The sequence below is a fragment of the Streptomyces sp. NPDC041784 genome (assembly GCF_055591025.1).
In genome coordinates this window covers 9,948-30,829 of the sequence record NZ_JBVJAB010000019.1, presented here as the reverse complement: position 1 = coordinate 30,829, position 20,882 = coordinate 9,948, and the positions used below count along the sequence as shown (strand labels likewise).

The window sequence follows — 20,882 nt, the reverse complement described above, 5'->3', positions numbered from 1 at the left end:
GGCGTGAAGTCGTACGGCGCGGTCGACCTCGGCGCGTCCAGCGGGCGCGTCATGGTCGGCCGCGTCGGGCCGGACAGCCTGGACCTCACCGAGGCCCACCGCTTTCCGAACCGGCCCGTGCGGACGCCCGAAGGGCTGCGCTGGGACATCCTCTCGCTCTACGCCGGTGTCCTGGACGGGCTGAAGGCGGCCGGGCAGGTCGATTCCGTCGGCATCGACAGCTGGGCCGTGGACTACGGCCTGCTGGACACCGACGGGGCGCTGCTCGGCAACCCCGTGCACTACCGCGACCCCCGCACCGAGGGCATCGCGGAGAAGGTCTGGGCGACCGTGCCGCCGGCCGAGCTGTACGCGGCGACCGGGATCCAGTACGCCCCCTTCAACACCCTCTACCAGCTCACGGCGGCCCGCGAGGAACGCCAACTCGCGCACGCCGGGCGGCTGTTGCTCATCCCCGACCTGCTCACCTACTGGCTGACCGGCGAGCAGGGCACCGAGCTGACCAACGCCTCGACGACTCAGCTGATCGACCCCCGGACCCGCGACTGGTCGTACGACGTCGCCGCGCGGCTCGGGATCGACCTGGACCTGTTCGCGCCGCTGCGGCGACCGGGGGACCCGGCCGGGGTGCTCAGGCCCGGGGTGCTGGAGGAGACCGGGCTGAGGGGGCCGGTGCCGGTGACGACGGTCGGTTCGCACGACACCGCGTCCGCGGTGGCCGCCGTACCGGCCGACGGCGAACGGTTCGCGTACATCTGCACCGGCACCTGGTCCCTCGCCGGCCTGGAACTGGACGCGCCCGTGCTCACCGAGGAGAGCCGCGCCGCCAACTTCACCAACGAGCTGGGACTGGACGGCACGGTCCGCTACCTGCGCAACATCATGGGCCTGTGGCTGCTCCAGGAGTGCGTACGGGCCTGGGGCGAGCCGGAGTTGGGCGCCCTGCTGCTCGACGCGGCCAAGGTGCCGGCGCTGCGGTCGGTCGTGGACGCCTCCGACCCGGCCTTCCTCCCGCCGGGCCGGATGCCGGAGCGGATCGCCGAGGCGTGCCGTGCCTCGGGGCAACCGGTGCCCACGTCGCCCGCCGAGATCACGCGCTGCATCCTGGACTCGCTGGCGCTGGCCCATCGCAAGGCCGTCGCCGACGCCCAGCGGCTGGCGAACCATCCCGTCGACGTCGTCCACATCGTCGGCGGCGGCACCCGCAACGCGCTGCTGTGCCGGCTGACCGCCGACGCCTGCGGGCTGCCGGTGGTGGCGGGCCCCACGGAGGCGGCGGCCTTCGGGAACGTGCTGGTCCAGGCCCGGGCCGACGGGCTCGTGGGCGACCTCGCGGGGATGCGGCGACTGCTCACCCGTTCCCAGCCGCTGACCCGATACGAACCCCAGGGAGACGCGGCGCGGTGGCGTGCGGCGGAGGCCCGCCTCGCCGGACGGTGAGGGGGTCTCCCCCGGGACACGTGTCCGCACCACTCCCCCACTACGCTGAACGCGTGTGGAGGTGCCCCAGCACTCATCCGATGATCGATCACAAGGAGCCGCGATGCGTGTCGCACTGTTCCTGACCTGTGTCAACGACACGCTCTATCCGGACACCGGCCGCGCCGTGGTGAAACTGCTGACCAGACTGGGTGTCGACGTCGACTTCCCGATGGCCCAGACCTGCTGCGGACAGGCCCACTACAACACCGGCTACCGCCACGAGGCCGAGCCCCTCGCCCGGCATTTCTCCGATGTATTCGGGGAGTACGAGGCGATCGTCACCCCCTCCGGGTCGTGCGGGGCGATGGTGCGCGAGCTGTATCCGCGGATGGGCGAGCGGGCCCGGGCCGAGGGACGCGGGGACACCCTCGCCGCGACCCTGGCGCCGGTCGTGCCGAAGACGTACGAGCTGACGGAGTTCCTGGTGGACGTGCTGGGGGTGACGGACGTCGGGGCGTACTACCCGCACACGGTGACCTACCACCCGACCTGCCACGGCCTGCGCGGCCTCCGGCTCGGGGACCGGCCCCGACGGCTGCTGGAGGCCGTGAAGGGACTGGAACTGCTGGAGCTGCCGGGGGCGGAGGAGTGCTGCGGCTTCGGCGGCACGTTCGCGCTGAAGAACGCCGACGTCTCGGCGGCGATGGGCGCGGACAAGGTGCGCAACGCGGAGTCGACGGGCGCCGAGGTGCTGTGCGCGGCCGACAACTCCTGCCTGATGCACATCGGCGGGACCATGACCCGGCTCAAGGCGGGCCTGCGCCCGGTGCACATCGCCGAGATCCTGGCGAGCACGGAGGAGGAACCGGCGGTATGAGCGGCACGTTCGTAGGGATGCCGGCCTTCCCGAAGGCCGCGCACGACGCCGTCAACAACCCGACGCTGCGCGGAAATCTGCGCCACGCCACACACACCATCCGCGCCAAGCGCGCCAAGGCGGTCGCCGAGGTGTCCGACTGGGCGGAGCTGCGGGAGGCCGGCAAGCAGATCAAGGACCACACGCTCCGTCATCTCGACCGGTATCTGGTGCGGTTGGAGGAGTCCGTCACGGCGGCGGGCGGAACCGTCCACTGGGCGGCGGACGCCGACGAGGCGAACCGGATCGTCACCCGGCTCGTGCGGGAGACGGGCGAGTCGGAGGTCGTCAAGGTCAAGTCGATGGCCACGCAGGAGATCGGCCTGAACGAGGCACTGCTCGAAGCGGGCATCCGCGCGTACGAGACCGATCTCGCCGAGCTGATCGTGCAGTTGGGCGACGACCGGCCCTCGCACATCCTCGTCCCGGCGATCCACCGCAACCGGGCCGAGATCCGCGACATCTTCGCGCGCGAGATGAGCGAGTGGGGCCGCCCGGCACCCGACGGCCTGACCGACACCCCCGCCGAACTGGCGGAGGCCGCACGCCTGCACCTGCGCGAGAAGTTCCTGCGCGCCAAGGTCGGCATCTCCGGCGCCAACTTCATGGTCGCCGAGACCGGCACGATGGTCGTCGTGGAGTCCGAGGGCAACGGGCGCATGTGCCTCACCCTGCCCGAGACGCTGATCTCCGTCGTCGGCATCGAGAAGACCGTGCCGACCTGGCGCGACCTGGAGGTCTTCCTCCAGACCCTCCCGCGCTCCTCCACGGCCGAGCGCATGAACCCCTACACCTCGACCTGGACCGGCACCACGGACGGCGACGGACCGCGTGCCTTCCACCTGGTCCTCCTCGACAACGGCCGCACCGACACCCTCGCCGACGACGTCGGCCGCCAGGCCCTGCGCTGCATCCGCTGCTCCGCCTGCCTCAACGTCTGCCCGGTCTACGAGCGCGCCGGCGGCCACGCCTACGGCTCCGTCTACCCCGGCCCGATCGGCGCCATCCTCAGCCCCCAGCTCAGGGGCACTGCCAGCGAGATCGACGCCTCCCTGCCCTACGCCTCCTCCCTCTGCGGCGCCTGCTACGACGTCTGCCCCGTCGCCATCGACATCCCCGAGGTCCTCGTCCACCTGCGCGAACGGGTCGTCGAAGGCGGCCCGGTGACCACTCGGGGCAACAAGGTCGTCCTCAGACCGGCCAAGGGACACGCGGCCGAACGGGCGGCCATGCGCGCGGCCCGCTGGGCGTTCTCGCACCCAGGTGCCCTGCGCACCGGCCAGCGCCTCGCCTCACGCACCCGCCGTCTCCACCCGCGCACCCTGCCCGGCCCCGGCAAGGCCTGGAGCGGGACACGGGACCTGCCGCCGGTTCCGGCCGAACCGTTCCGCGACTGGTGGCAGCGCACCCACGGCGGCAAGGACGGAGCCAAGTGAACAGCAGAGAACGGATCCTGGGCCGAGTACGGCGCGCACTGACCCACGTACCCGGCGACGACGCCCCGATCGAGCGCGCGTATCTGCGCACCCACGGCGACCTCGGCGCCGAGCGCACGGTCGACCTGCTCGCGGAGAACCTCGCGGACTACCGGGCGCTCGTGCACCGGTGCGCCGAGGACGAACTGCCGTCCGTGGTGGGCCGGTTGCTGGCCGAGCGCGGGGCGAGGTCCGTCGTCGTACCGCCGGGGCTGGATCCCGGGTGGCTCGCGGAGACCGATGCGGACCGCGTCGAGGACCTCGCTCGGAGCACCCCGCACGAGCTGGACCGGGTCGACAGTGTGGTCACGGCGTGCGCGGTGGCGATCGCCGAGACCGGGACGATCGTCCTGGACGGGAGCCCGGACCAGGGCCGGCGCCGCATCACCCTCGTCCCCGACCACCACGTCTGTGTGGTGCGGGTGCCGGACCAGGTGGTGGCGTCCGTCCCCCAGGCCCTCGAACGGCTCGCCCCCGCCCGCCCGTTGACCTGGATCTCCGGTCCGTCGGCGACCAGCGACATCGAACTGGACCGGGTCGAAGGAGTGCACGGTCCGCGCACCCTCGAGGTGATCCTGGTCGGCTGAGGGCGTGCGGCCGGGCGGGCCCGGTCACGCCTTCGCGTCGTAGCCCTCCCGGGCCTCGGCCACCCTGGGCAGGTGGTCGGTGGCCCACTCCGCCAGGTGGGCGAAGAGCGGGGCGAGGCTGAGGCCCAGTTCGCTGATCTCGTACTCGACGCGCGGCGGCACCTCCGGGTGGTAGGTGCGGATCACCAGGCCGTCGCGTTCGAGCTGGCGCAGGCGCTGGGTCAGCACCTTGGGCGTGATGTGCGCGATCCGGCGTTCCAGCTCGACGAAACGCTGGCGGCCGTGGGCGTGGAGCGTCCACAGGATCGGGGTCGTCCAGCGGCTGAACACGATGTCCACCACGGGGGAGATGGGACAGGCGAGTTCGGGATCGCTCGTGTCGCCCTTCATGTGCACCCCTCTTGGTAAGTCACTTTCCTCTAGGTACCTACTATACCGACGCTGTTAGCGTCGCCCCCGGAACACCAACCACCCTTTCCGAACAGGAAGTTACTCATGATCGTGGTGACGGGGGCGACGGGGAACGTCGGCCGGGAACTGGTCCGGATCCTCACGGCGGCGGGCGAGCGGGTGACCGCCACGTCCCGCGGCATCGCGAACCCGGACGTCCCGGACGGCGTACGGCGGTTGCGGGCCGACCTCACCGACGCGGAGAGCCTGCGGCCGGTGCTCGACGGGGCGGACGCCCTGTTCCTGCAGAACGGCGGCACCTCCCTGGCGCTGCTCAGTCCGCGGGACATCCTCGACGTGGCCAAGTCCGCCGGGGTCGGCCGGGTGGTGCTGCTGTCGTCCCAGGGCGTCGCGACCAGGCCCGAGTCGGCCTCGCACGGCGGCCTGGCGGGGGCGGTCGAGGACGCCGTCCGGGAATCGGTCCCGCAGTGGACGATCCTGCGGCCGGGCGGCTTCCACTCCAACGCGTACGCCTGGGTGGAGCCGGTCCGCGCCCACCGCACCGTCGCGGCGCCCTTCGCCGACGTGGGCCTGCCCACCGTCGACCCGGCGGACATCGCGGAGGTCGCCGCGGTGGCCCTGCGGGAGGACGGACACGCGGGCGAGGTCTACGAGTTGACGGGGCCGGCGTCGACGACGCCCCGGCAGCGGGCGGCGGCCATCGGCGCGGCGATCGGGGAGCCGGTCCGGTTCGTGGAACAGACCCGGGACGAGGCGCGCGCGCAGATGCTGGCGTTCATGCCGGAGCCCGTGGTGGAGACCACGCTGTCCATCCTGGGCGAACCGACGCCCGCCGAGCGGCGCGCCGGCCCGGACGTGGAGCGGGTCCTGGGCCGCGCCCCACGCTCCTTCGGGGAGTGGGCGCTGCGCAACGCGGCCGTCTTCCGGTGAGCCGGCGGCTACCCCTTCGTCCCCTTCGCGGTCGTCTCCCGTCCGAGCAGCCCGTACGCCCAGCGCTCGTTGAAGCCGGCCACGAAGCCGACCGCGCACCAGAAGCCCCAGAAGTCCGTGCCCCGGACGCCTGACGCGGGGCCGGCGGCGGGGGTGCAGACCTCGGCCGGGGTCGTCGGGATGTCGATGACGGTGGTGAAGCCGGCGGCGAGCAGGAAGTACACGGCGACGGCGAGGATCCAGCCGACGAAGACGCGGTAGACGCCCTCGTGCCGCATGGTCCGGTACAGCTCGCCCGGCGCGACGGTCCCCTCGTGGCCGTTGACCCGGCGCCGGGTCAGTTCGTCCCCGCTGTTGCGCAGCCGGACCAGCACGCTGAGCATCGCGCCGAAGGCGCCCACCCCGCCGCAGGCGAAGGCGCCCAGCAGGCCCCAGCGGTCGCCGCAGCTCAGCGTGACCCCGGCCAGCGCGTGCAGCAGGCGCTCGCCCCACAGCAGGGGCAGGCCGAGCAGCAGCACGCTGACCGCGGCCCCGGCGGCGAGGCCGGCGTTGAGTCCACGGCTGACGGCCATCTGACGGTCCTGGCCGAGTCTGGCCCGCAGGCCTGCGATCTCCTCGTCGAGGTAATCGCCGACGTGGGTCACGGACTTCGCGTCGTGCAAGCGGGGATCGAGCAGGGCGGTGCGCAGCACGCAGGCCATGGTGGCCCGCAGCGCCCTGCTCGTCCTGGGCTCGAAGGCCCGCTGTGCGGCGCTGTGCAGCACCTGGAGCCGCAGCAGCTGTTCGGGCAGTGCCTCGCCGAGCCGCCGGTAGTCGTCCACGTGGCCGGCCGGCACGAGCTCCAGCAGGCTCTCCGGCGGGCTCGCGGAGCCCGCGCCGTCGTCGTCGTGGTTGGTGCGTACGGGCCACCCTGTCCGGCGGCCTCCCCCGTTGTCCCCCATGACTCAGCTGTACCCGCGCGGCGGCCGGGCGGAAAGGCGGCTCACCGCACCGGTACGGTCACGGCCGTCACCGGTCCGTCACGGCCGCCCGGCCGTGTTCAGGAGTACCGGGCCGGGGCTCAGGAGTAGGTCATCGCGCGGCCGTAGCGCAGGGAGTACTGGGCGGCGCGCAGGTACACCGCCGTGTAGAACGCGGTGGCCAGGTCGTCGGCCCAGGGACCGGGCCGGGTCGCCGCGGCCCGCTCCGCGTCGCCCTCCAGGAACCACAGGGTCAGTTCGAGGTTGTCGAAGGTCGCCGGTACGAGGTCCAGCGGCAGTGCGAGGGCCCCGGCGAGCCGCTCGGTGAGGGCGAGCACGTAGGGGGCGCCGACCACCAGCGTGTCGTCCGTGTACGCGGAGCCGACGGGAAGGGTGATGCCCTCCTCCAGCGCGAACGGCACCAGGAGCGAGAAGCCGAGGAGGTTCTCCCGCTCCTCGGGCGTGAGCCGCGCACGGCACAGCGCGTCGAAGCCGTCCATGGACGGGCTCATCTTCTCCTCGAACCAGCCCCGGGGCTCCGGGCCGGTTCCCTTCGGCTCGTACGGCGGCAGCCCACGCCGCTCCAGCTCCGTGTTCAGCGCCGAGGCGACGTCTCCGTAGCCGTCCTCCCCCGCCACCGACCAGTCCTGCGCGTCGACACTCACGAGATACACACCCATACGGCGCAACGTACCGGGTGGCACCGACAACATCGACAGCGAGGTGAACAAGCGCTTAGATAGCGCCGTAGACAGTCCCGTAGACCGCACGGAGGCCCAGGTTGTTCACATCCGTCGACGATGTCGCCGCCCGGCTCGCCGAGACCGGCTATCTGGCCTCCCCCGCCGTCGCCACGACCGTCTTCCTCGCCGACCGGCTCGGCAAGCCGCTCCTGGTCGAGGGCCCGGCCGGGGTCGGCAAGACGGAACTCGCCAAGGCCGTCGCCCAGGTGGCCGGGGCCCGGCTGGTGCGGCTTCAGTGCTACGAGGGCGTGGACGAGTCCCGGGCGCTGTACGAGTGGAACCACGCCAAGCAGCTGCTGCGGATCAGCGCCGGCCGCGACGAGACCTGGGACGACACCCGCACGGACATCTTCAGCGAGGAGTTCCTGCTCCCCCGCCCGCTGCTGACCGCGATCCGCGGCGACGAGCCGACGGTCCTGCTGATCGACGAGACCGACAAGGCCGACGTCGAGGTGGAGGGCCTGCTGCTCGAGGTGCTCAGCGACTTCCAGGTCACCGTCCCGGAGCTGGGCACGATCACCGCGACCCGCCGCCCCTTCGTCGTCCTCACCTCGAACGCGAGCCGTGAGCTGTCCGAGGCGCTGCGCCGCCGCTGCCTGTTCCTCCACATCGGCTTCCCCGAGGAGGAGCTGGAGCGGCGGATCGTCCGGCTGAAGGTGCCCGGCATCGACGCGGCGCTGGCCGATTCGGTGGTCCGGGTGGTCGGCGCGCTGCGCGCGATGGACCTGCGCAAGGTGCCCTCGGTCGCCGAGACGATCGACTGGGCGCGCACCCTCCTCGCCCTCGGCGCCACCACGCTCGACGAGACCGTCGTACGGGACAGCCTGGGCGTGATCCTCAAGCACCAGGACGATGTCCTGAAGGCCGGCGCGAAGCTCGACCTGGACGCCGTGTGAGCGCGGCGGACACCGCCGACCGTCTGGTCGGTCTGGTCGCCGCGCTGCGCGCGCACGGCGTGCGGATCGGCACCGGCGAGACCGTGGACGCGGCCGAGGCGGCGGCGGTGCTGGGGTTCGCGGACCGGGGGCTGCTGCGCGAGGGGCTGGCCGCGACCCTGCTGCACACCCCGGACCAGCGGCGCCTGTTCGACACGGTCTTCGACCTGTACTTCCCGCACGGCGTCGGCGCGCCCCAGGAGGAACCCGGCGACCGGGACGATCTGCGCGACCGGCTGGCCCGGGCGCTCGCCGACGGCGACGAGGCGCTGCTGGCCCGGCTGGCGATCGAGGCGGTCGACGGGATGGGCGGGTACGGGAGTTCACCGGGGGCGGACGGCTGGTCGTCGTACCAGACCCTGGAACGGCTGCGACCGCAGACGCTGTTGGCGCGGGTGCGCGACGACGTCCGGGCGCGGGGCGGCGGGGGCGGGTTCGCCGACCGGCTGCTGGAGGACGAGATCCGGCGGCGCATCGAGGCCTTCCGCGCGCTGGTCGCGACGGAGGCGCGGCGCCGGGTGGCCGAGCGGCGGGGGCGGGACGAGATCGCGCGGCGTGCGGTGGCGCCGACCGCGGACCGGGTCGACTTCCTGTACGCCGGGCGGGACCGGCTGGCCGAACTGCGGCGGACCGTACAGCCGTTGGCGCGCAAGCTGGCCACGCGGATGGCCGCGCGCCGCCGCCGGGCCGCGCGCGGCACCATCGATCTGCGCCGCACGCTGCGCGGCTCGCTGTCCACGGGCGGGGTGCCGATGCGGCCCGTGCTGCGCCGGCGGCGGCCGTCCCGCCCCGAACTGGTGCTGCTGTGCGATGTGTCGGGCTCGGTGTCCGGCTTCTCGGACTTCACGATGCTGCTGGTGCAGGCGCTGCACGACCAGTTCAGCAAGGTGCGGGTCTTCGCCTTCGTCAACCGGGTCGACGAGGTGACCGGGCTCCTGCGGCACGGCGCGGCCGATCCGGCGGGTCTCGGCGCCCGGGTCCAGGCGGAGGCGCGGCTGACGGGCTACCACGGCAGCAGCGACTACGGCGTCGCGCTGGGCGAGTTCGCGGAGCGCTACGGCGCCACGGTGGGTCCGCGCACGACCGTGTTCGTGCTGGGGGACGCGCGGACGAACATGAGCGACCCGAACCTGCCGGCCGTCCGGCGGATCGCCGGACAGGCCCGTCATGTGCACTGGCTGAACCCGGAGCCGCGCTCCCTGTGGGGCACGGGTGACTCGGCCGCCCCGGAGTACGCCGAGCTGGTAGCGATGCACGAGTGCCGCAACGCCCACCAACTCGGCGCTCTGATCGGGCGGTTGCTGCCCGTGTGAAGGGGCGGCGCGAAGGGGCGGCGCGCTCAGTCGTCCTTCGCCTTCGCGTACTCCTTGGCCGTCTGTCCCTCGAAGTCGTACGCGATGCACTGCTCGTCGCCCACGACCCACGCGTCGTGTCCGGGCGAGCACACGAAGACGTCACCCGGGCCCAGTTCCTGCTCGCCGCCGTCGTCCATGCGAACGTGCAGGCGTCCCTGGACGATGTAGCCGTTGTGGTTCATCTGGCAGCTGTCCGTGCCCGCGATCGGCGCCACGGACTCCGACCAGCGCCAGCCCGGCTCGAACGTCGCCACGGCGAAGTCGCATCCGGTCAGGTGGACGGCTTCGAGGTGACCGCGGGGGAAGTCACGCCGCTCGTCCGGCTTGTCGAGCGTCTTCACTTCCAGCATGACGCTCCTCCCTTCCGGCCGCTCTCGACGGCGGCCGGGGCACGCCTCCCGGCGGCACGACGTCACCGGTGGAGATCGCGCCCCACCACTTCATCGTCCGCCTGTCCACCCGGGGCCGCCATTCGGGTGACGTCAGGCGGCGCCGCCGCACAGCTCGGCGAACCGGCCGGTGTCGATGTTGCCGCCGGAGACGATCACGCCGATCCGGCGGGGCGGCGGGCCGACCCGGCCGGCGAGCAGGGCGGCCAGCGGGGTGGCGCCGCTGGGCTCCACGACGATCTTCAGACGTTCGAAGGCGAACCGCATGGCGGCGCGGATCTCGTCGTCGGAGACCAGCGCGATCCCGTCGACGAGCCGGCGGTTCACCGAGAAGGTCAGCTCGCCGGGCGTGTGCAGGGCCTGACCGTCGGCGATGGTGCGCGGCACCGGGATCTCGATCCGCCGGCCCGCCTCCAGCGACCGCTTGGTGTCGTCCCCGGCCTCCGGTTCGACACCGGTGATCCGGATGTCCGGGCACAGCCCCTTGGCCACCGTGGCACTCCCGGCGATCAGCCCGCCGCCCCCGACCGGCGCCACGAGGAGATCCAACTCGCCGCTCTCCTCCAGGAGTTCCAGTGCGGCGGTGCCCTGGCCGGCCATCACGTGCGGGTGCTCGTAGGGCGGGATCAGCGTCAGACCCCGCTCGGCGGCGAGGGCCTCGGCGATGGCGACGCGGTCGCCGGTGTAGCGGTCGTACGTCACGATCTCGGCGCCGTACCCTTCCGTGGCCGCCCGCTTGGAGGGCGGGGCGTCCTCGGGCATGACGATCACCGCGGTGGTGCCCAGTTCCCGGGCGGCCAGGGCGACGGCCTGGGCGTGGTTGCCGGAGGAGTAGGTGGCGATGCCCCGGGCCAGCTGCTCGGGGGTGAGCCGGGAGGCCGCGTTGTAGGCGCCGCGGAACTTGAAGGCGCCGACCCGCTGGAAGTTCTCGCACTTCAGGAGCACTTCGGCGCCGACGAGCGCGTCGAGGGTGCGGGAGCGGAGCACGGGGGTGCGGTGGGCGACGCCCTTGAGCCGGGCGGCCGCGTCACGGACGTCGTCGAGGGTGATCGGCAGGGGGGTGGTCGTCACGGGTGTGCTCCCTCGGGGGCGTCGTCGGTACCGGTCGTGGCTCTCGCCTGCGCGAGATAGCTGTAGGCGGAGGCGCGGGAGATGCCGAGGCGGGCGGCGACCTGCTCGACCGCGCGGCGCACGGCGAACACGCCCTGTTCGTCCAGGCCCCGGAAGAGCGCGAGCCGCCGGGTCCGGTCGAGACCGGCCCAGGTCTGGTCCTGGCGCCGCAGCCGGGCGTCGAGGAGGGCGTCGACGACGGAGTCGATGTCGTCGCCGAAGGTGGTCACCGGCGGGTCGGCGGGCGGCCCGGCCACCCCGGCGAGCGCGCCGAGCAGATCGCGCACCCGGTCGACCTCGGTGACGTCCACGTTGACGCACAGCGCGCCGAACACCGCGCCGGTGGAGTCGCGCAGCACGATCGTGGACGACTTGACCAGCTTGCCGGTGCCGGTGCGGGTCACGTAGTTCAGCTCGTCGTCTGCGGCATCGCCGCGGGCGAGCACCCGCATGCCGATCTCGCTCATCGCGCCGCCGACCGTGCGCCCGGTGACCGTGCCGGCCACGGCGACGACGGACCGCTCCGGCCGCCGGTAGTCGTGCAGCACCACCTCGCACACCGGCCCGAACGTCGCCGCGAGGCCGGCCACGACGGGGGCGAGCGCCCGCAGGATCGTGTCCCGCTCCGCCTCCCGGGGGTCCTCGCCGCTCATCCGTTCCTCCTCGGTCGCACCGTTCCTCCTCCGTCGCACCGGACGCCGGTCGGTGCCACCCGCTTCATTAGACCATGAGTCCAAGAGTTGGACGAGCAGTCCAATGCCGTCGACCAGGTCCACACCTTCCGGGGAACCGTCGATCAAGGGGTGGTGTGCCCAATTGGCGTTTCCCTAGGATGTGTTGTCGACCGCGCCGGCACCGGCACGGCTGGCAGCTGGGGGAAGCGATGCAGCCTGGAAAGCCTCTGTCCACGAAGATCGACGCCGCGGTTCCGACGGCCGCGCGCATGTACGACCACTATCTGGGCGGCAAGGACAACTACGCGGCGGACCGCGCCGCCTGCGAGGAGCTGGACAAGGTCGTCCCCAGCACCCGCGCCCTCGCGCTGAACAACCGGCGCTTCCTCCAGCGCGTCGTCCGGACCCTGACCCAGGAGTACGGGATCCGGCAGTTCCTGGACCACGGCTCCGGCCTGCCCACCCAGGACAACGTCCACCAGGTCGCCCAGACCGTCGACCCGACGGCGCACGTCGTCTACGTCGACAACGACCCGATGGTCCTCGTCCACGGCCGCGCCCTGCTGGAGCAGGACGAGCGCACCACGGTCATCCACGCCGACATGCGCGAGACCGAGGCGATCTTCACCCACCCCGACACCGAGCGGCTGATCGACTTCTCGCAGCCGGTGGCCGTGCTGTTCAACTCGGTGTTCCACTGCATCCCGGACAGCGAGACCGACGGCCCGCAGGCCGTGGTCCGCCGGGTGACCGAACGCCTGGCACCCGGCAGCTACCTGGTGATGTGCCAGCTGGTGAGCGAGGACCCGAAGGTGCGGGAGTTCGTCACCGACTTCATGGACCAGGCCACGCAGGGGCACTGGGGCCGGGTGCGGCAGGAGAAGGACGTCGCCGGGCTGTTCGAGGGCCTCGAGATCCTCGAACCGGGCCTGGTGGAGGTCTCCACCTGGCGCCCCGACACCGAGGTCGCCCCCCGCCAGCTCACCCAGGAGTGGATCGAGTTCGGCGGCGTCGGCCGCCTCGGCTAGGGCCTGTCCGGCCGGCCTGTCCGGTGGTACGCAGCCCGGCCCGGCAGGGCCGGGCGTCAGCCGTAGCGGTGCTCGGCCGTCTCCTCCAGGAGGGCCAGGGACTCACGGGGCTGGAGAGCCGCGTCGGCCAGGCGGTCCAGGGCGACGCGGTACTCCTCCGTCTCGTCCTGGTCCTCCAGGAAGGTCGCGCTCCTGATCTGCTCCAGATAGACGACGTCGGGCAGATCGGCGCCGCCGAAACGCAGATAGGTGACCGGTATGGCCGGCGCCGAGGCGTGGGTGACGTCCAACGGCACGATCTGCACGGTGACATGGGGCAGCCGGGCCAGCTCGACGAGGCGCGCGAGCTGTTCGCGCATCACCTCGCGGCTGCCCAGGACGCGCAGCAGCACCGACTCGTCGAGGATCGCCCACACCTGCGGGGCGTCCGGGCGGCGCAGCAGCTCGGTGCGGCGCGTGCGCAGCTCCACCCGGCGCTCGACCTCCCGGGTCGGCGCCGACGGCAGCCCGCGCTCGACGACGGCACGCGTGTAGGCGGGGGTCTGGAGCAGTCCGGGCACGTACTGGATCTCGAAGGTACGGATGGCCGTGGCCGCTTCCTGGAGCCCGACCAGCCGGTCGAACCATTCGGGCATCAGCCGTTTGTCGTACCGCTGCCACCAGCCCGGCTCGCCCGCCTGCCGCAACAGGCGCAGCAGGACCGACGCCTCGTGGGCGTCCGCCTCGTACAGCGTCAGGAGGGCGCGCACATCGCCCTCGGTGGGTGGCCTACGGCCCTTGCCGGCCTCGATCCGGGACAGCTTCGCCGGGCTGAAGCCCAGGGTGCGGGCCGCCTGTTCCTGCGCCAGTCCGGCGTCCTCGCGCATACCCGCCAGCTGAACTCCGACCAGCATTTTCAGCAAGGTCGGGGCGGGCTCGGCCCGGTTCAGATACGGTTCGAGACGGGTGACGCGAGGTGACTCGGCAGACATCCTGACTCCCCGTGGACCGGCAGACGACAGGTCTCAGTATCGCACCCGACGCCCACCGACCGCACGGAGCACGGCAATTGAGTTCATCCGGCGCGCCGCGACCCGCCCGTCCGGACGCGCGCTCACAACAGGTGGTCGAACTCCCCGCCCTTCGCCCCGGCCAGGAACGCGGCCACCTCGGCCGGCGTGTACACCAGGGCCGGCCCGTCGGGGTCACGGGAGTTGCGCAGCGCGACACCTCCCCCGCCGAGCGCCGCGACCTCGACGCAGTTGCCCTCCGCGTTGCTGTGGCTGCTCTTGATCCAGCGGACACCCAGCGAACTGGCCCGCACTCCGTTCGGCACCGACTCCGGTACTGACGACACGGCAACTCTCCTCGCTCTTACGCGCAATTTCCCGTGAAATTGCACGAGGACATCGTCAGCGTGGATAATAGCGGTGTCGTCAACCGCACTTCTGGCGCCCAGTCCTGACGTCGCTTCAGGGAGATGCACCGTGTCATCACCTGCGCAGTTCCGGAGCCGCGAGTCCGTCCGCGACTCGTCCAGAACCGCCGCCCTGTACCTCACGGGCAGCCGGGAGGGATTCACCGAAGCACGGCACTTCACCCACCGCACGCTGGACGGCTGGTCGTTGGACCACCGCGTCGACGACGCGGTCACCGTCGTCACGGAGCTCGCCGCCAACGCCGTCCTGCACGGCCTCCCACCCGACTCGGCGCACGACTTCGCCGTACGGCTCAGGCTCACCCTGCGCCCCTCCCATCTGGTGTGCGCCGTCACCGACCCCAGCGACCGGCTGCCCGTCTACCGGCATGCCGGAGATCCGCTGCTGGAGCACGGCCGCGGGCTGCACATGGTCGAGGCCCTCTCGGAGCACTGGGGCTGGACCCGCCGCTCCCCCGTGGGCAAGACGGTCTGGGCCATGCTGCCGACCCGTCCCCGCCTTCTGACATGACCGCCATGGAGAGAACCGCGCCCCTCAAGGACCTGGGACACGTGCCGTGGCCCGACATCAAGGACTCCACCGGCTCCGCCGCGGCCATCCCCGCCCTGCTCACCAGCGTCGCCCGGGGCGACGCCGACACGGCCGAGTCCGCGCTCGGCCAACTGCGCCGCCGTATCTGCCAGTACGGCTTCGTCGTGGACCAGGCGACGGCCGCGACGGTGCCCTTCCTCTGGGAACTGGTCCGGCTCCCCCAGGTCACCTGCCGCCCGGGGATCCTGCGCCTGCTGAAGAGCATCGCCGACGCCCGCCAGTGGGAGGACACGGCCGTCGCCTACCCCAAGCTGCTGCGCCACCCCGACAACCACGTGGCCTGGGAACGGGAGGCGCGCCTGGCCGTCCGCGCCCAGCGCGGTGTCCTGCGCGACCTCCTCGACGAGGGCGACAAGGACATAGTGCGTGCCTCGACGGAACTCGCCGACGCCCTGAGCGACTGAGACGCCACGACCGCGAGACCGGTACCCGTCACTCCGATTCGGCCCCGTTCCTTCTACGCCGCCGCGCCCACGACCGCTAGGTTGGCCGCATGAGCAACCTTGACCGTGCACCCGTGCCGAGTGTGTGCGGCGGGCGTGGATTCGTCGTCGCCGAACCCGTCCGCGAGCTGCTGAGCCCCCGGCACGTCAAGCTGGGCGAGTCCACCGAGGTCCGCCGGCTCCTGCCGAACCTCGGCCGACGCATGATCGGCGCCTGGGCCTTCGTCGACCACTACGGCCCCGACGACATCGCCGACGAACCCGGGATGCAGGTCCCGCCGCACCCCCACATGGGCCTGCAGACCGTCAGCTGGCTGCACGAGGGCGAGGTGCTGCACCGCGACTCGACGGGCAGTCTCCAGACCATCCGGCCCGGCGAACTCGGGCTGATGACCTCGGGCCGCGCGATCAGCCACTCCGAGGAGAGCCCCCGCGCGCACGCCCGGTTCCTGCACGGCGCCCAGCTCTGGGTCGCCCTGCCCGACACCCACCGGAACACCGAGCCCCACTTCGAACACCACGCCGACCTGCCCACGGTCACCGCTCCCGGCCTCACGGCCACCGTGATCCTGGGCGACCTCGACGGCGCGGCCTCCCCCGGTACGGCGTACACCCCCATCGTGGGCGCCGATCTCGCCCTCGCGCGCGGGGCGGACGTACGGCTGCCGCTGGTGCCCGACTTCGAGTACGGCGTGCTCGCCATGTCGGGCGAGGTGCGGGTCGACGGCGTGCCCGTACTGCCGGGGTCGATGCTCTACCTCGGCTGCGGCCGCACCGAACTGCCTCTGCTGGCCGAGTCCGACGCGGGCCTGATGCTGCTCGGCGGCGAGCCGTTCGAAGAGGAACTGATCATGTGGTGGAACTTCGTCGGCCGCTCCCAGGAAGAGATCGTGCAGGCCCGCGAGGACTGGGCGAAGGGCACCCGTTTCGGCGAGGTGAGGGGCTACGACGGAGCCCCGCTCCCCGCACCGACTCTGCCGGCGACCCCGCTCAAACCACGAGGAAGGGTGCGCTGACCTGCGAAAGGACTGTCTTCCAGCTGGCCGCCGCCTTCGGCACACACGTCCCCGGCCATCTTCGGGCCCTGCACTTCCTCACGGGTGCGCTCTCCGTCCTGCTCGGGCTGATCTGCTTCCGGGACACTCTGGAGTCGATTCTGCTGCTCGCCCTGTGGATCGGCTTCGGCTGGCTGCTGCGGGGCATCATGGTGACGGCTACAGCGGCCTCCGCCGAAGCCATGCCGGCGCGAGGCTGGATGCTGTTCTCCGGAATCATCGGCACCCTCGCGGGCATCGTGCTGATCGTCTCGCCGTTCACCTCGATCGCCGCGCTCACCCTGGCCACGGGCATCATGGCCATCGTCCTCGGGGCGGTCGAGGTGTTCCACGCCGTCAGGATGCGCGTCGAAGTCGGCCGTGCTCCCGGCGCCACCGCCGAACGACGGCCGCTGTTCCGCTCTCAGCCGCACCCCCAGCACTGACCGCGGGCGGCCGGTTGTGGCGTCTTCGGCCCGGCACTGGGTTCTGACGCCCGGGCTTCGCCGCACGCCGTGGGCGCCGGTGCTTTGGGGACACCAGCGCCCACTCACCCTGCTCGAGGTGACGTGATGTCCCCGTCAGGGGACGAGGATGAGGCGGATCGGGTCGCCGATCTTGTTCTCCAGCCGGTTGACGGCGTCGGCGGCGTCGGCGAGCGGGATGTGGTCGGTGATGGAGGGAGCCAGGTCGAGGCGGCCGGCTGCGGTCAGCTGCACCAGCTCGGAGACGGACTCGGGGAAGCCGCCGTAGTGGCCGCGCACCTGCTTGCTCAGGTAGTTGAAGGTCAGACCCTCGGTGATGGTGAGCGGGTGCGGCGTGATGCCCACCAGGATCAGGGAGCCGTTCAGGCCGAGCACGGAGGCGGCCTGCTCGCGGACGGCGGGCACGCCGGCGCAGTCGAAGGCGAAGTCCAGGCCCCGTCCGCCGGTGGCCGCGCGTACCTGATCGGCGAAGTCGGGGGCGCTCGGGTCGAGGGCGTAGTCCGCGCCGAAGGCCAGGGCGCGCTCGCGGGCGCTGGGCAGCGGGTCCACGGCGATGATCGGTGCGGCGCCGACCAGGCGGGCGAGGCGCACGTTGTGCGCGCCCACTCCGCCCACGCCCCACACGCCGACGGACTGGGCGGGACGGACGCCTGCGGTGGCGACGACGGCGGGCTGGTCGGTTCGGTGGTCGGCCTGCTGGGCGGGCCGCTCGGCGTGGTGCCGGGCTGGGGCACCGGCGCCCTGATCGGCGGCGGCGCCGACAGGTGCCGGGCGCCGGAGAGCTCCGGCCTGGTGACCCTGATGGCCGAGAGGGCAGCGTGGACAGCGGGGTGCTGGTCGCCGAGGGCGCCGAGGGCGCCGAGGGCGACACGACGGCGATCGACCTGATCGCCAGGCGGTTCGGCGCGTGCTCGAGCGCAGGCCGGCCGAGCGGGTGCGCGCCGAGGTCAAGGCGGTCCGCGAGGCGCAGGAGTCGACGGAACGCGAGGCCGCCAAGGCGCCCGGAAGCAGAAGAAGACCCATCTGGACGCCACGATGAAGGCTCGGGGCAAGGCCTTCAACCAGCGGTACTGTCACGGGCGAGGTCCCAGGCCGCAGGTCAGCCGGGCCTGGAGCAGTTGCTCGTCCTGGCTCTGAGAGGAGCTTGCTGGGCCGCGTGATGCGGGGTGTGATCTCGAGGCAGTCCCGGACGCGGCACGAGCGGTCGTCCCCGACCAGCGGAGGGAACCTGTGTCTGCCAGCCTGGTCGTATGGGGTCCAATCGGTCGGTCGACAGCCGGCCTGGGAGGCAGAAGCGGGTGCGGTGATGGCGGGAGCTGAGGCGCATACCCGGGTGGTGGTCGTGGCGAATCCACGCTCGGGGGGAGGCAAGACTGCCCGTTTCGACCTGATCAAACGGGCTGAGGGTATGGGCGCCCAGGTCTGGTCGACCAGTGCCGAGCACGACGCGACGTCACTCGCCAGGCTCGCGATCCAGGAAGGGGCTGAGGTACTGGGAGTCGCGGGTGGAGACGGAACGGTATCGGCAGTGGCCGCAGTGGCCGCCGCCACGGATCGGCCGTTGCTGGTGGTCCCGGCAGGCACGCGGAACCACTTCGCCCGGGATCTCGGCCTCGACATCCGCAACCCGGTGTCCTCACTGAGCGCCCTGATCGACGGCGTACCGACCCGTGTGGATCTCGGCGTGGTGGGCCCGCGCGTCTTCGTCAACAATGTCTCCTTCGGCCTCTACGCCGACGCCCTGCTGGAGCCCGGGTATCGAGAGGACAAGGCGCGTACCCTCGCTTCGGTCGCACCCGATTACCTCGCAGGAAGGCAATGGGTCGAGGCCGACGTGGACACCCCGCGGGGAACCATCCCGCTCCCGCAAGTTGTGCTGGTCTCCAACAACCCGTACCACATCGCCACTCCGCGCTACCTGGGGCGCCGCTTCACGCTCGCCTCAGGACTGCTCGGCGGCATCGTGCTCAAGCGCCCGACCGACACGCCACCGGACCTCCTCCGACACCTTCGCGGTGAGCTGCTGCGGCGGCAGCCCCATCCAGATACGCCGGGTGATGCAGCCATCACCTGGACGGCGGCCAGCATCACGTTGCACGGCCGGGGGCGGCAACTGCACGCAGGGATCGACGGCGAATCCGTGACGCTTCCTCTTCCCGTCACGTGCGAGGCCCGGCCAGGTGGACTGCGAGTACTGCTGCCGACAGACCGACCAGGAATCCCGCGGGAGCCGGTGCCCACGCTCCCAAGAGCACCGCGTGACCACTGAGAACATGGCCTGACGTCCCCCGTAGCGGCTGTCAACCGGGCTGGGGTGGTGTCTGCTGGACCGGCAGGAGACGGACGACCGGGTCGGAAGCCGAAACCAGCTCGCGCAGAAGGACGACATCACCATCGAGCTGAACACTGCGAGCTGTCGGTGCACCGCGCGATCGAAGAAGAGGGAACGCGCCGGCGTGCTGCACCACCGCACCCGGCACACCGGCCGGTTCGAACTACCGGGTGACGCTGCCCCAGGGCACCGGCGAAGAGCACGTCAGCGCCGCACTCGCCGACGGGTGCTCACCTTCAAGGTCCCCAAGGCAACGAAGGTAAAGCCCCCGACGCATCGAGATCACCGGCTGACAACCGTGCCCGGTAAGCTCCGGCCGAGCCCGCCGCCGGGCGTGAACCCGGAATCCATCGACCTCGATGGCGCAACGTCCTGACGGTGAAGGCGGAACGCAAGTCGACGTACGGCGACGACACCGAGATGGTGATCACCGAGCGACAGCGGGGACGTTCAGTCGACAGCAGTTCCTCGGCGACACCCTCGACACCGAGCAGATCGAAGCCTCCTACGACGCGGGCGTGCTGCGGATCCCGGTTGCCGAGCAGGCCAAGCCCCGCAAGATCGCCAACAGCGGCGGCAGCGACCGCGGGGTTGCTGTCTCGTCACAGGGGTGCGGGCAATCCTCGATCAAGGAGCTGCTGATGAACCTCACGCTGTGGATCACTGCTGGGCGCTGTCTGACTGGCCGGCAGTGCCAAGATGTTCGTGCCCAAGGAGAAGACGGCCGGCATGGGCACCGCCACCCGATGGGTCGAGGACTTCAGCCCCTGCGCCCTCCATGCCATCGGCGCCCTTGAACTCCTGGCCACGGCGGGCCTGGTCCTGCCCGCCATGCCAGACATCTGCGCATCTCCGAACACCCCGGCAGCAGGGAGACGTGGGTCACACGCGTCCGTGTCACAGGGCGTCGGGCTACCTCGTCTCAGGGGGTGTAGCCACTGACGACAACGGAGGAGCACACGATGGACGCGCGACTGAACTACTTCGCCGGCCCGAACCCCAGCAAGGCTCTCAAGTACCTCATGTCGGCGGGCAAGGCGCTCAAGGAATCCCCGCTGCCGGCCGCGACGCAGGAGTTGGTGGCACTGCGCGTGAGCCAGATCAACGGCTGCGCCGTCTGCATCGACATGCACACAAAGGAGGCCGCCGCTGCCGGGGAGGCCCCGGTGCGGCTGAACCTGGTGGCGGCGTGGCGGGAGGCCACGGTCTTCACCGAGGCCGAACGCGTCGCGCTGGAGCTGGCGGAGCAGGGGACCCGGGTCGCGGACGCGGCCGGCGGGGTCAGCGACGAGGTCTGGGCGCGTGCCGCCGAGCTCTACGACGAGGAGCAGCTCACCGCCCTGGTGATCCTGGTCTCACTCATGAACACGGCGAACCGGCTGAACATCATCACCCAGCAGCCGGCCGGCGACTACGAGGTCGGGCAGTTCCACTGAACGGTCGTCGGCAACCGGCCCGGGCCGCGGGCTCCGGGCTCCCGGCCCATGGGGCATGGCTCTGCGCCGCACAGCAGCACCCGGTCCTGAAGCGGGAGCTTCCAAGGCCTGGGACGGACCGGGGAGGCGGGACGTGGGGGGGGAAGGGGGGGGCCAAACCGCCAAAAGTGTGTGGGGGTGAAACGGTGGACAGGGGGGTCCAAAAAGAA

Annotated in this window: 24 protein-coding genes and 3 pseudogenes; 18 read left to right on the top strand and 9 right to left on the bottom strand. The window is 71.8% G+C overall.

Annotation, left to right across the window (positions count from 1 at the left end):
- Window positions 1-3: 3 nt before the first annotated feature.
- The 4 genes from ACZ6D7_RS32875 to ACZ6D7_RS32860 all read left to right on the top strand — a co-directional run bounded on the left by ACZ6D7_RS32875 (window position 4) and on the right by ACZ6D7_RS32860 (window position 4,400).
- Window positions 4-1,440 carry a rhamnulokinase gene (locus ACZ6D7_RS32875; RefSeq protein WP_469499064.1) on the top strand — a complete coding sequence of 479 codons (1,437 nt, stop codon included), beginning with the start codon at window positions 4-6 and terminating at the stop codon, window positions 1,438-1,440.
- 103 nt (window positions 1,441-1,543) lie between these two features.
- A complete protein-coding gene (locus ACZ6D7_RS32870; protein WP_469498769.1) occupies window positions 1,544-2,299 on the top strand; it encodes a (Fe-S)-binding protein in 756 nt (251 codons plus the stop codon).
- Window positions 2,296-3,774: a LutB/LldF family L-lactate oxidation iron-sulfur protein gene (locus ACZ6D7_RS32865; RefSeq protein WP_469498766.1), complete on the top strand. Its 1,479-nt coding sequence runs from the start codon at window positions 2,296-2,298 to the stop codon at window positions 3,772-3,774. The genes ACZ6D7_RS32870 and ACZ6D7_RS32865 overlap by 4 nt, the downstream gene beginning before the upstream one ends.
- A complete protein-coding gene (locus ACZ6D7_RS32860; protein WP_469498762.1) occupies window positions 3,771-4,400 on the top strand; it encodes a LutC/YkgG family protein in 630 nt (209 codons plus the stop codon). Before ACZ6D7_RS32865 ends, ACZ6D7_RS32860 begins: the two co-directional genes overlap by 4 nt.
- 24 nt (window positions 4,401-4,424) lie before the next feature.
- Here the strand turns inward: ACZ6D7_RS32860 and ACZ6D7_RS32855 are convergent, their stop codons facing one another.
- The gene (locus tag ACZ6D7_RS32855) at window positions 4,425-4,790 is read right to left on the bottom strand and encodes a winged helix-turn-helix transcriptional regulator (RefSeq protein ID WP_469498758.1); all 366 of its coding nucleotides are present in this window, start codon (window positions 4,788-4,790) and stop codon (window positions 4,425-4,427) included.
- 105 nt (window positions 4,791-4,895) lie between these two features.
- On the opposite strand from ACZ6D7_RS32855, the gene ACZ6D7_RS32850 reads away from it, so the two are divergent.
- Complete coding sequence (locus ACZ6D7_RS32850; protein ID WP_469498753.1) at window positions 4,896-5,741, top strand: SDR family oxidoreductase; 846 nt, start codon at window positions 4,896-4,898, stop codon at window positions 5,739-5,741.
- Between the two features lie 8 nt (window positions 5,742-5,749).
- Here the strand turns inward: ACZ6D7_RS32850 and ACZ6D7_RS32845 are convergent, their stop codons facing one another.
- Together ACZ6D7_RS32845 and ACZ6D7_RS32840 are read right to left on the bottom strand one after the other, a co-directional pair.
- The gene (locus ACZ6D7_RS32845) at window positions 5,750-6,682 is read right to left on the bottom strand and encodes a hypothetical protein (RefSeq protein ID WP_469498747.1); all 933 of its coding nucleotides are present in this window, start codon (window positions 6,680-6,682) and stop codon (window positions 5,750-5,752) included.
- A gap of 119 nt (window positions 6,683-6,801) precedes the next feature.
- On the bottom strand, window positions 6,802-7,380 hold the full coding sequence (locus ACZ6D7_RS32840) for a hypothetical protein (RefSeq protein ID WP_469498744.1): 579 nt from the start codon (window positions 7,378-7,380) through the stop codon (window positions 6,802-6,804).
- A 101-nt stretch (window positions 7,381-7,481) separates the two neighbouring features.
- On the opposite strand from ACZ6D7_RS32840, the gene ACZ6D7_RS32835 reads away from it, so the two are divergent.
- Together ACZ6D7_RS32835 and ACZ6D7_RS32830 are read left to right on the top strand one after the other, a co-directional pair.
- A complete protein-coding gene (locus ACZ6D7_RS32835; RefSeq protein WP_469498741.1) occupies window positions 7,482-8,339 on the top strand; it encodes an AAA family ATPase in 858 nt (285 codons plus the stop codon).
- Complete coding sequence (locus tag ACZ6D7_RS32830) at window positions 8,336-9,691, top strand: vWA domain-containing protein (RefSeq protein WP_469498738.1); 1,356 nt, start codon at window positions 8,336-8,338, stop codon at window positions 9,689-9,691. The genes ACZ6D7_RS32835 and ACZ6D7_RS32830 overlap by 4 nt, the downstream gene beginning before the upstream one ends.
- Window positions 9,692-9,717: 26 nt before the next feature.
- Here ACZ6D7_RS32830 and ACZ6D7_RS32825 read toward each other — a convergent pair whose 3' ends face one another.
- The 3 genes from ACZ6D7_RS32825 to ACZ6D7_RS32815 form a co-directional block, all read right to left on the bottom strand.
- Window positions 9,718-10,083: a cupin domain-containing protein gene (locus ACZ6D7_RS32825; protein WP_469498733.1), complete on the bottom strand. Its 366-nt coding sequence runs from the start codon at window positions 10,081-10,083 to the stop codon at window positions 9,718-9,720.
- 132 nt (window positions 10,084-10,215) lie between these two features.
- Window positions 10,216-11,193: a pyridoxal-phosphate dependent enzyme gene (locus ACZ6D7_RS32820; protein ID WP_469498729.1), complete on the bottom strand. Its 978-nt coding sequence runs from the start codon at window positions 11,191-11,193 to the stop codon at window positions 10,216-10,218.
- Window positions 11,190-11,885, bottom strand: coding sequence for a helix-turn-helix transcriptional regulator (locus tag ACZ6D7_RS32815; protein WP_469498726.1), 696 nt, complete (start codon window positions 11,883-11,885; stop codon window positions 11,190-11,192). The genes ACZ6D7_RS32820 and ACZ6D7_RS32815 overlap by 4 nt, the downstream gene beginning before the upstream one ends.
- Before the next feature lie 230 nt (window positions 11,886-12,115).
- On the opposite strand from ACZ6D7_RS32815, the gene ACZ6D7_RS32810 reads away from it, so the two are divergent.
- A complete protein-coding gene (locus ACZ6D7_RS32810) occupies window positions 12,116-12,934 on the top strand; it encodes an SAM-dependent methyltransferase (protein ID WP_469498722.1) in 819 nt (272 codons plus the stop codon).
- Between the two features lie 56 nt (window positions 12,935-12,990).
- On the opposite strand, the gene ACZ6D7_RS32805 is transcribed toward ACZ6D7_RS32810, so the two are convergent.
- Both ACZ6D7_RS32805 and ACZ6D7_RS32800 read right to left on the bottom strand, forming a co-directional pair.
- Window positions 12,991-13,905, bottom strand: a complete 915-nt coding sequence (locus ACZ6D7_RS32805; protein ID WP_469498717.1) for a helix-turn-helix domain-containing protein — start codon at window positions 13,903-13,905, stop codon at window positions 12,991-12,993.
- A gap of 122 nt (window positions 13,906-14,027) precedes the next feature.
- Window positions 14,028-14,249, bottom strand: a complete 222-nt coding sequence (locus tag ACZ6D7_RS32800) for a DUF397 domain-containing protein (protein ID WP_469499059.1) — start codon at window positions 14,247-14,249, stop codon at window positions 14,028-14,030.
- Window positions 14,250-14,400: 151 nt separating this feature from the next.
- Here ACZ6D7_RS32800 and ACZ6D7_RS32795 point away from each other — a divergent pair, with 151 nt between their 5' ends.
- From ACZ6D7_RS32795 to ACZ6D7_RS32780, 4 genes and pseudogenes are all read left to right on the top strand, one after another.
- On the top strand, window positions 14,401-14,862 hold the full coding sequence (locus ACZ6D7_RS32795; RefSeq protein ID WP_469498711.1) for an ATP-binding protein: 462 nt from the start codon (window positions 14,401-14,403) through the stop codon (window positions 14,860-14,862).
- Between the two features lie 5 nt (window positions 14,863-14,867).
- Window positions 14,868-15,347, top strand: coding sequence for a hypothetical protein (locus ACZ6D7_RS32790; protein WP_469498707.1), 480 nt, complete (start codon window positions 14,868-14,870; stop codon window positions 15,345-15,347).
- 89 nt (window positions 15,348-15,436) lie between these two features.
- A complete protein-coding gene (locus ACZ6D7_RS32785; protein ID WP_469498704.1) occupies window positions 15,437-16,402 on the top strand; it encodes a pirin family protein in 966 nt (321 codons plus the stop codon).
- 14 nt (window positions 16,403-16,416) lie between these two features.
- Window positions 16,417-16,866 (top strand): annotated as a pseudogene (locus tag ACZ6D7_RS32780) (HdeD family acid-resistance protein); the annotation flags it as partial.
- A 135-nt stretch (window positions 16,867-17,001) separates the two neighbouring features.
- Here ACZ6D7_RS32780 and ACZ6D7_RS32775 read toward each other — a convergent pair.
- Window positions 17,002-17,586: pseudogene (locus ACZ6D7_RS32775) on the bottom strand (zinc-binding dehydrogenase); the annotation flags it as partial.
- Here ACZ6D7_RS32775 and ACZ6D7_RS32770 point away from each other — a divergent pair.
- From ACZ6D7_RS32770 to ACZ6D7_RS32745, 6 genes and pseudogenes are all read left to right on the top strand, one after another.
- Entirely contained in the window at window positions 17,500-17,793 is a 294-nt protein-coding gene (locus ACZ6D7_RS32770) for a hypothetical protein (RefSeq protein WP_469499075.1), read from the top strand. The pseudogene ACZ6D7_RS32775 and the gene ACZ6D7_RS32770 overlap by 87 nt on opposite strands.
- Window positions 17,794-17,812: 19 nt before the next feature.
- Window positions 17,813-17,944, top strand: a complete 132-nt coding sequence (locus tag ACZ6D7_RS32765) for a hypothetical protein (RefSeq protein WP_469499072.1) — start codon at window positions 17,813-17,815, stop codon at window positions 17,942-17,944.
- 267 nt (window positions 17,945-18,211) lie between these two features.
- Complete coding sequence (locus ACZ6D7_RS32760) at window positions 18,212-19,174, top strand: diacylglycerol/lipid kinase family protein (protein ID WP_469498701.1); 963 nt, start codon at window positions 18,212-18,214, stop codon at window positions 19,172-19,174.
- Between the two features lie 391 nt (window positions 19,175-19,565).
- A pseudogene (locus tag ACZ6D7_RS32755) lies at window positions 19,566-19,824 on the top strand (Hsp20/alpha crystallin family protein); the annotation flags it as partial.
- Between the two features lie 94 nt (window positions 19,825-19,918).
- Window positions 19,919-20,179, top strand: coding sequence for a DoxX family protein (locus tag ACZ6D7_RS32750; protein ID WP_469499056.1), 261 nt, complete (start codon window positions 19,919-19,921; stop codon window positions 20,177-20,179).
- A 20-nt stretch (window positions 20,180-20,199) separates the two neighbouring features.
- The gene (locus ACZ6D7_RS32745) at window positions 20,200-20,673 is read left to right on the top strand and encodes a carboxymuconolactone decarboxylase family protein (RefSeq protein WP_469498698.1); all 474 of its coding nucleotides are present in this window, start codon (window positions 20,200-20,202) and stop codon (window positions 20,671-20,673) included.
- Window positions 20,674-20,882: the final 209 nt, after the last annotated feature.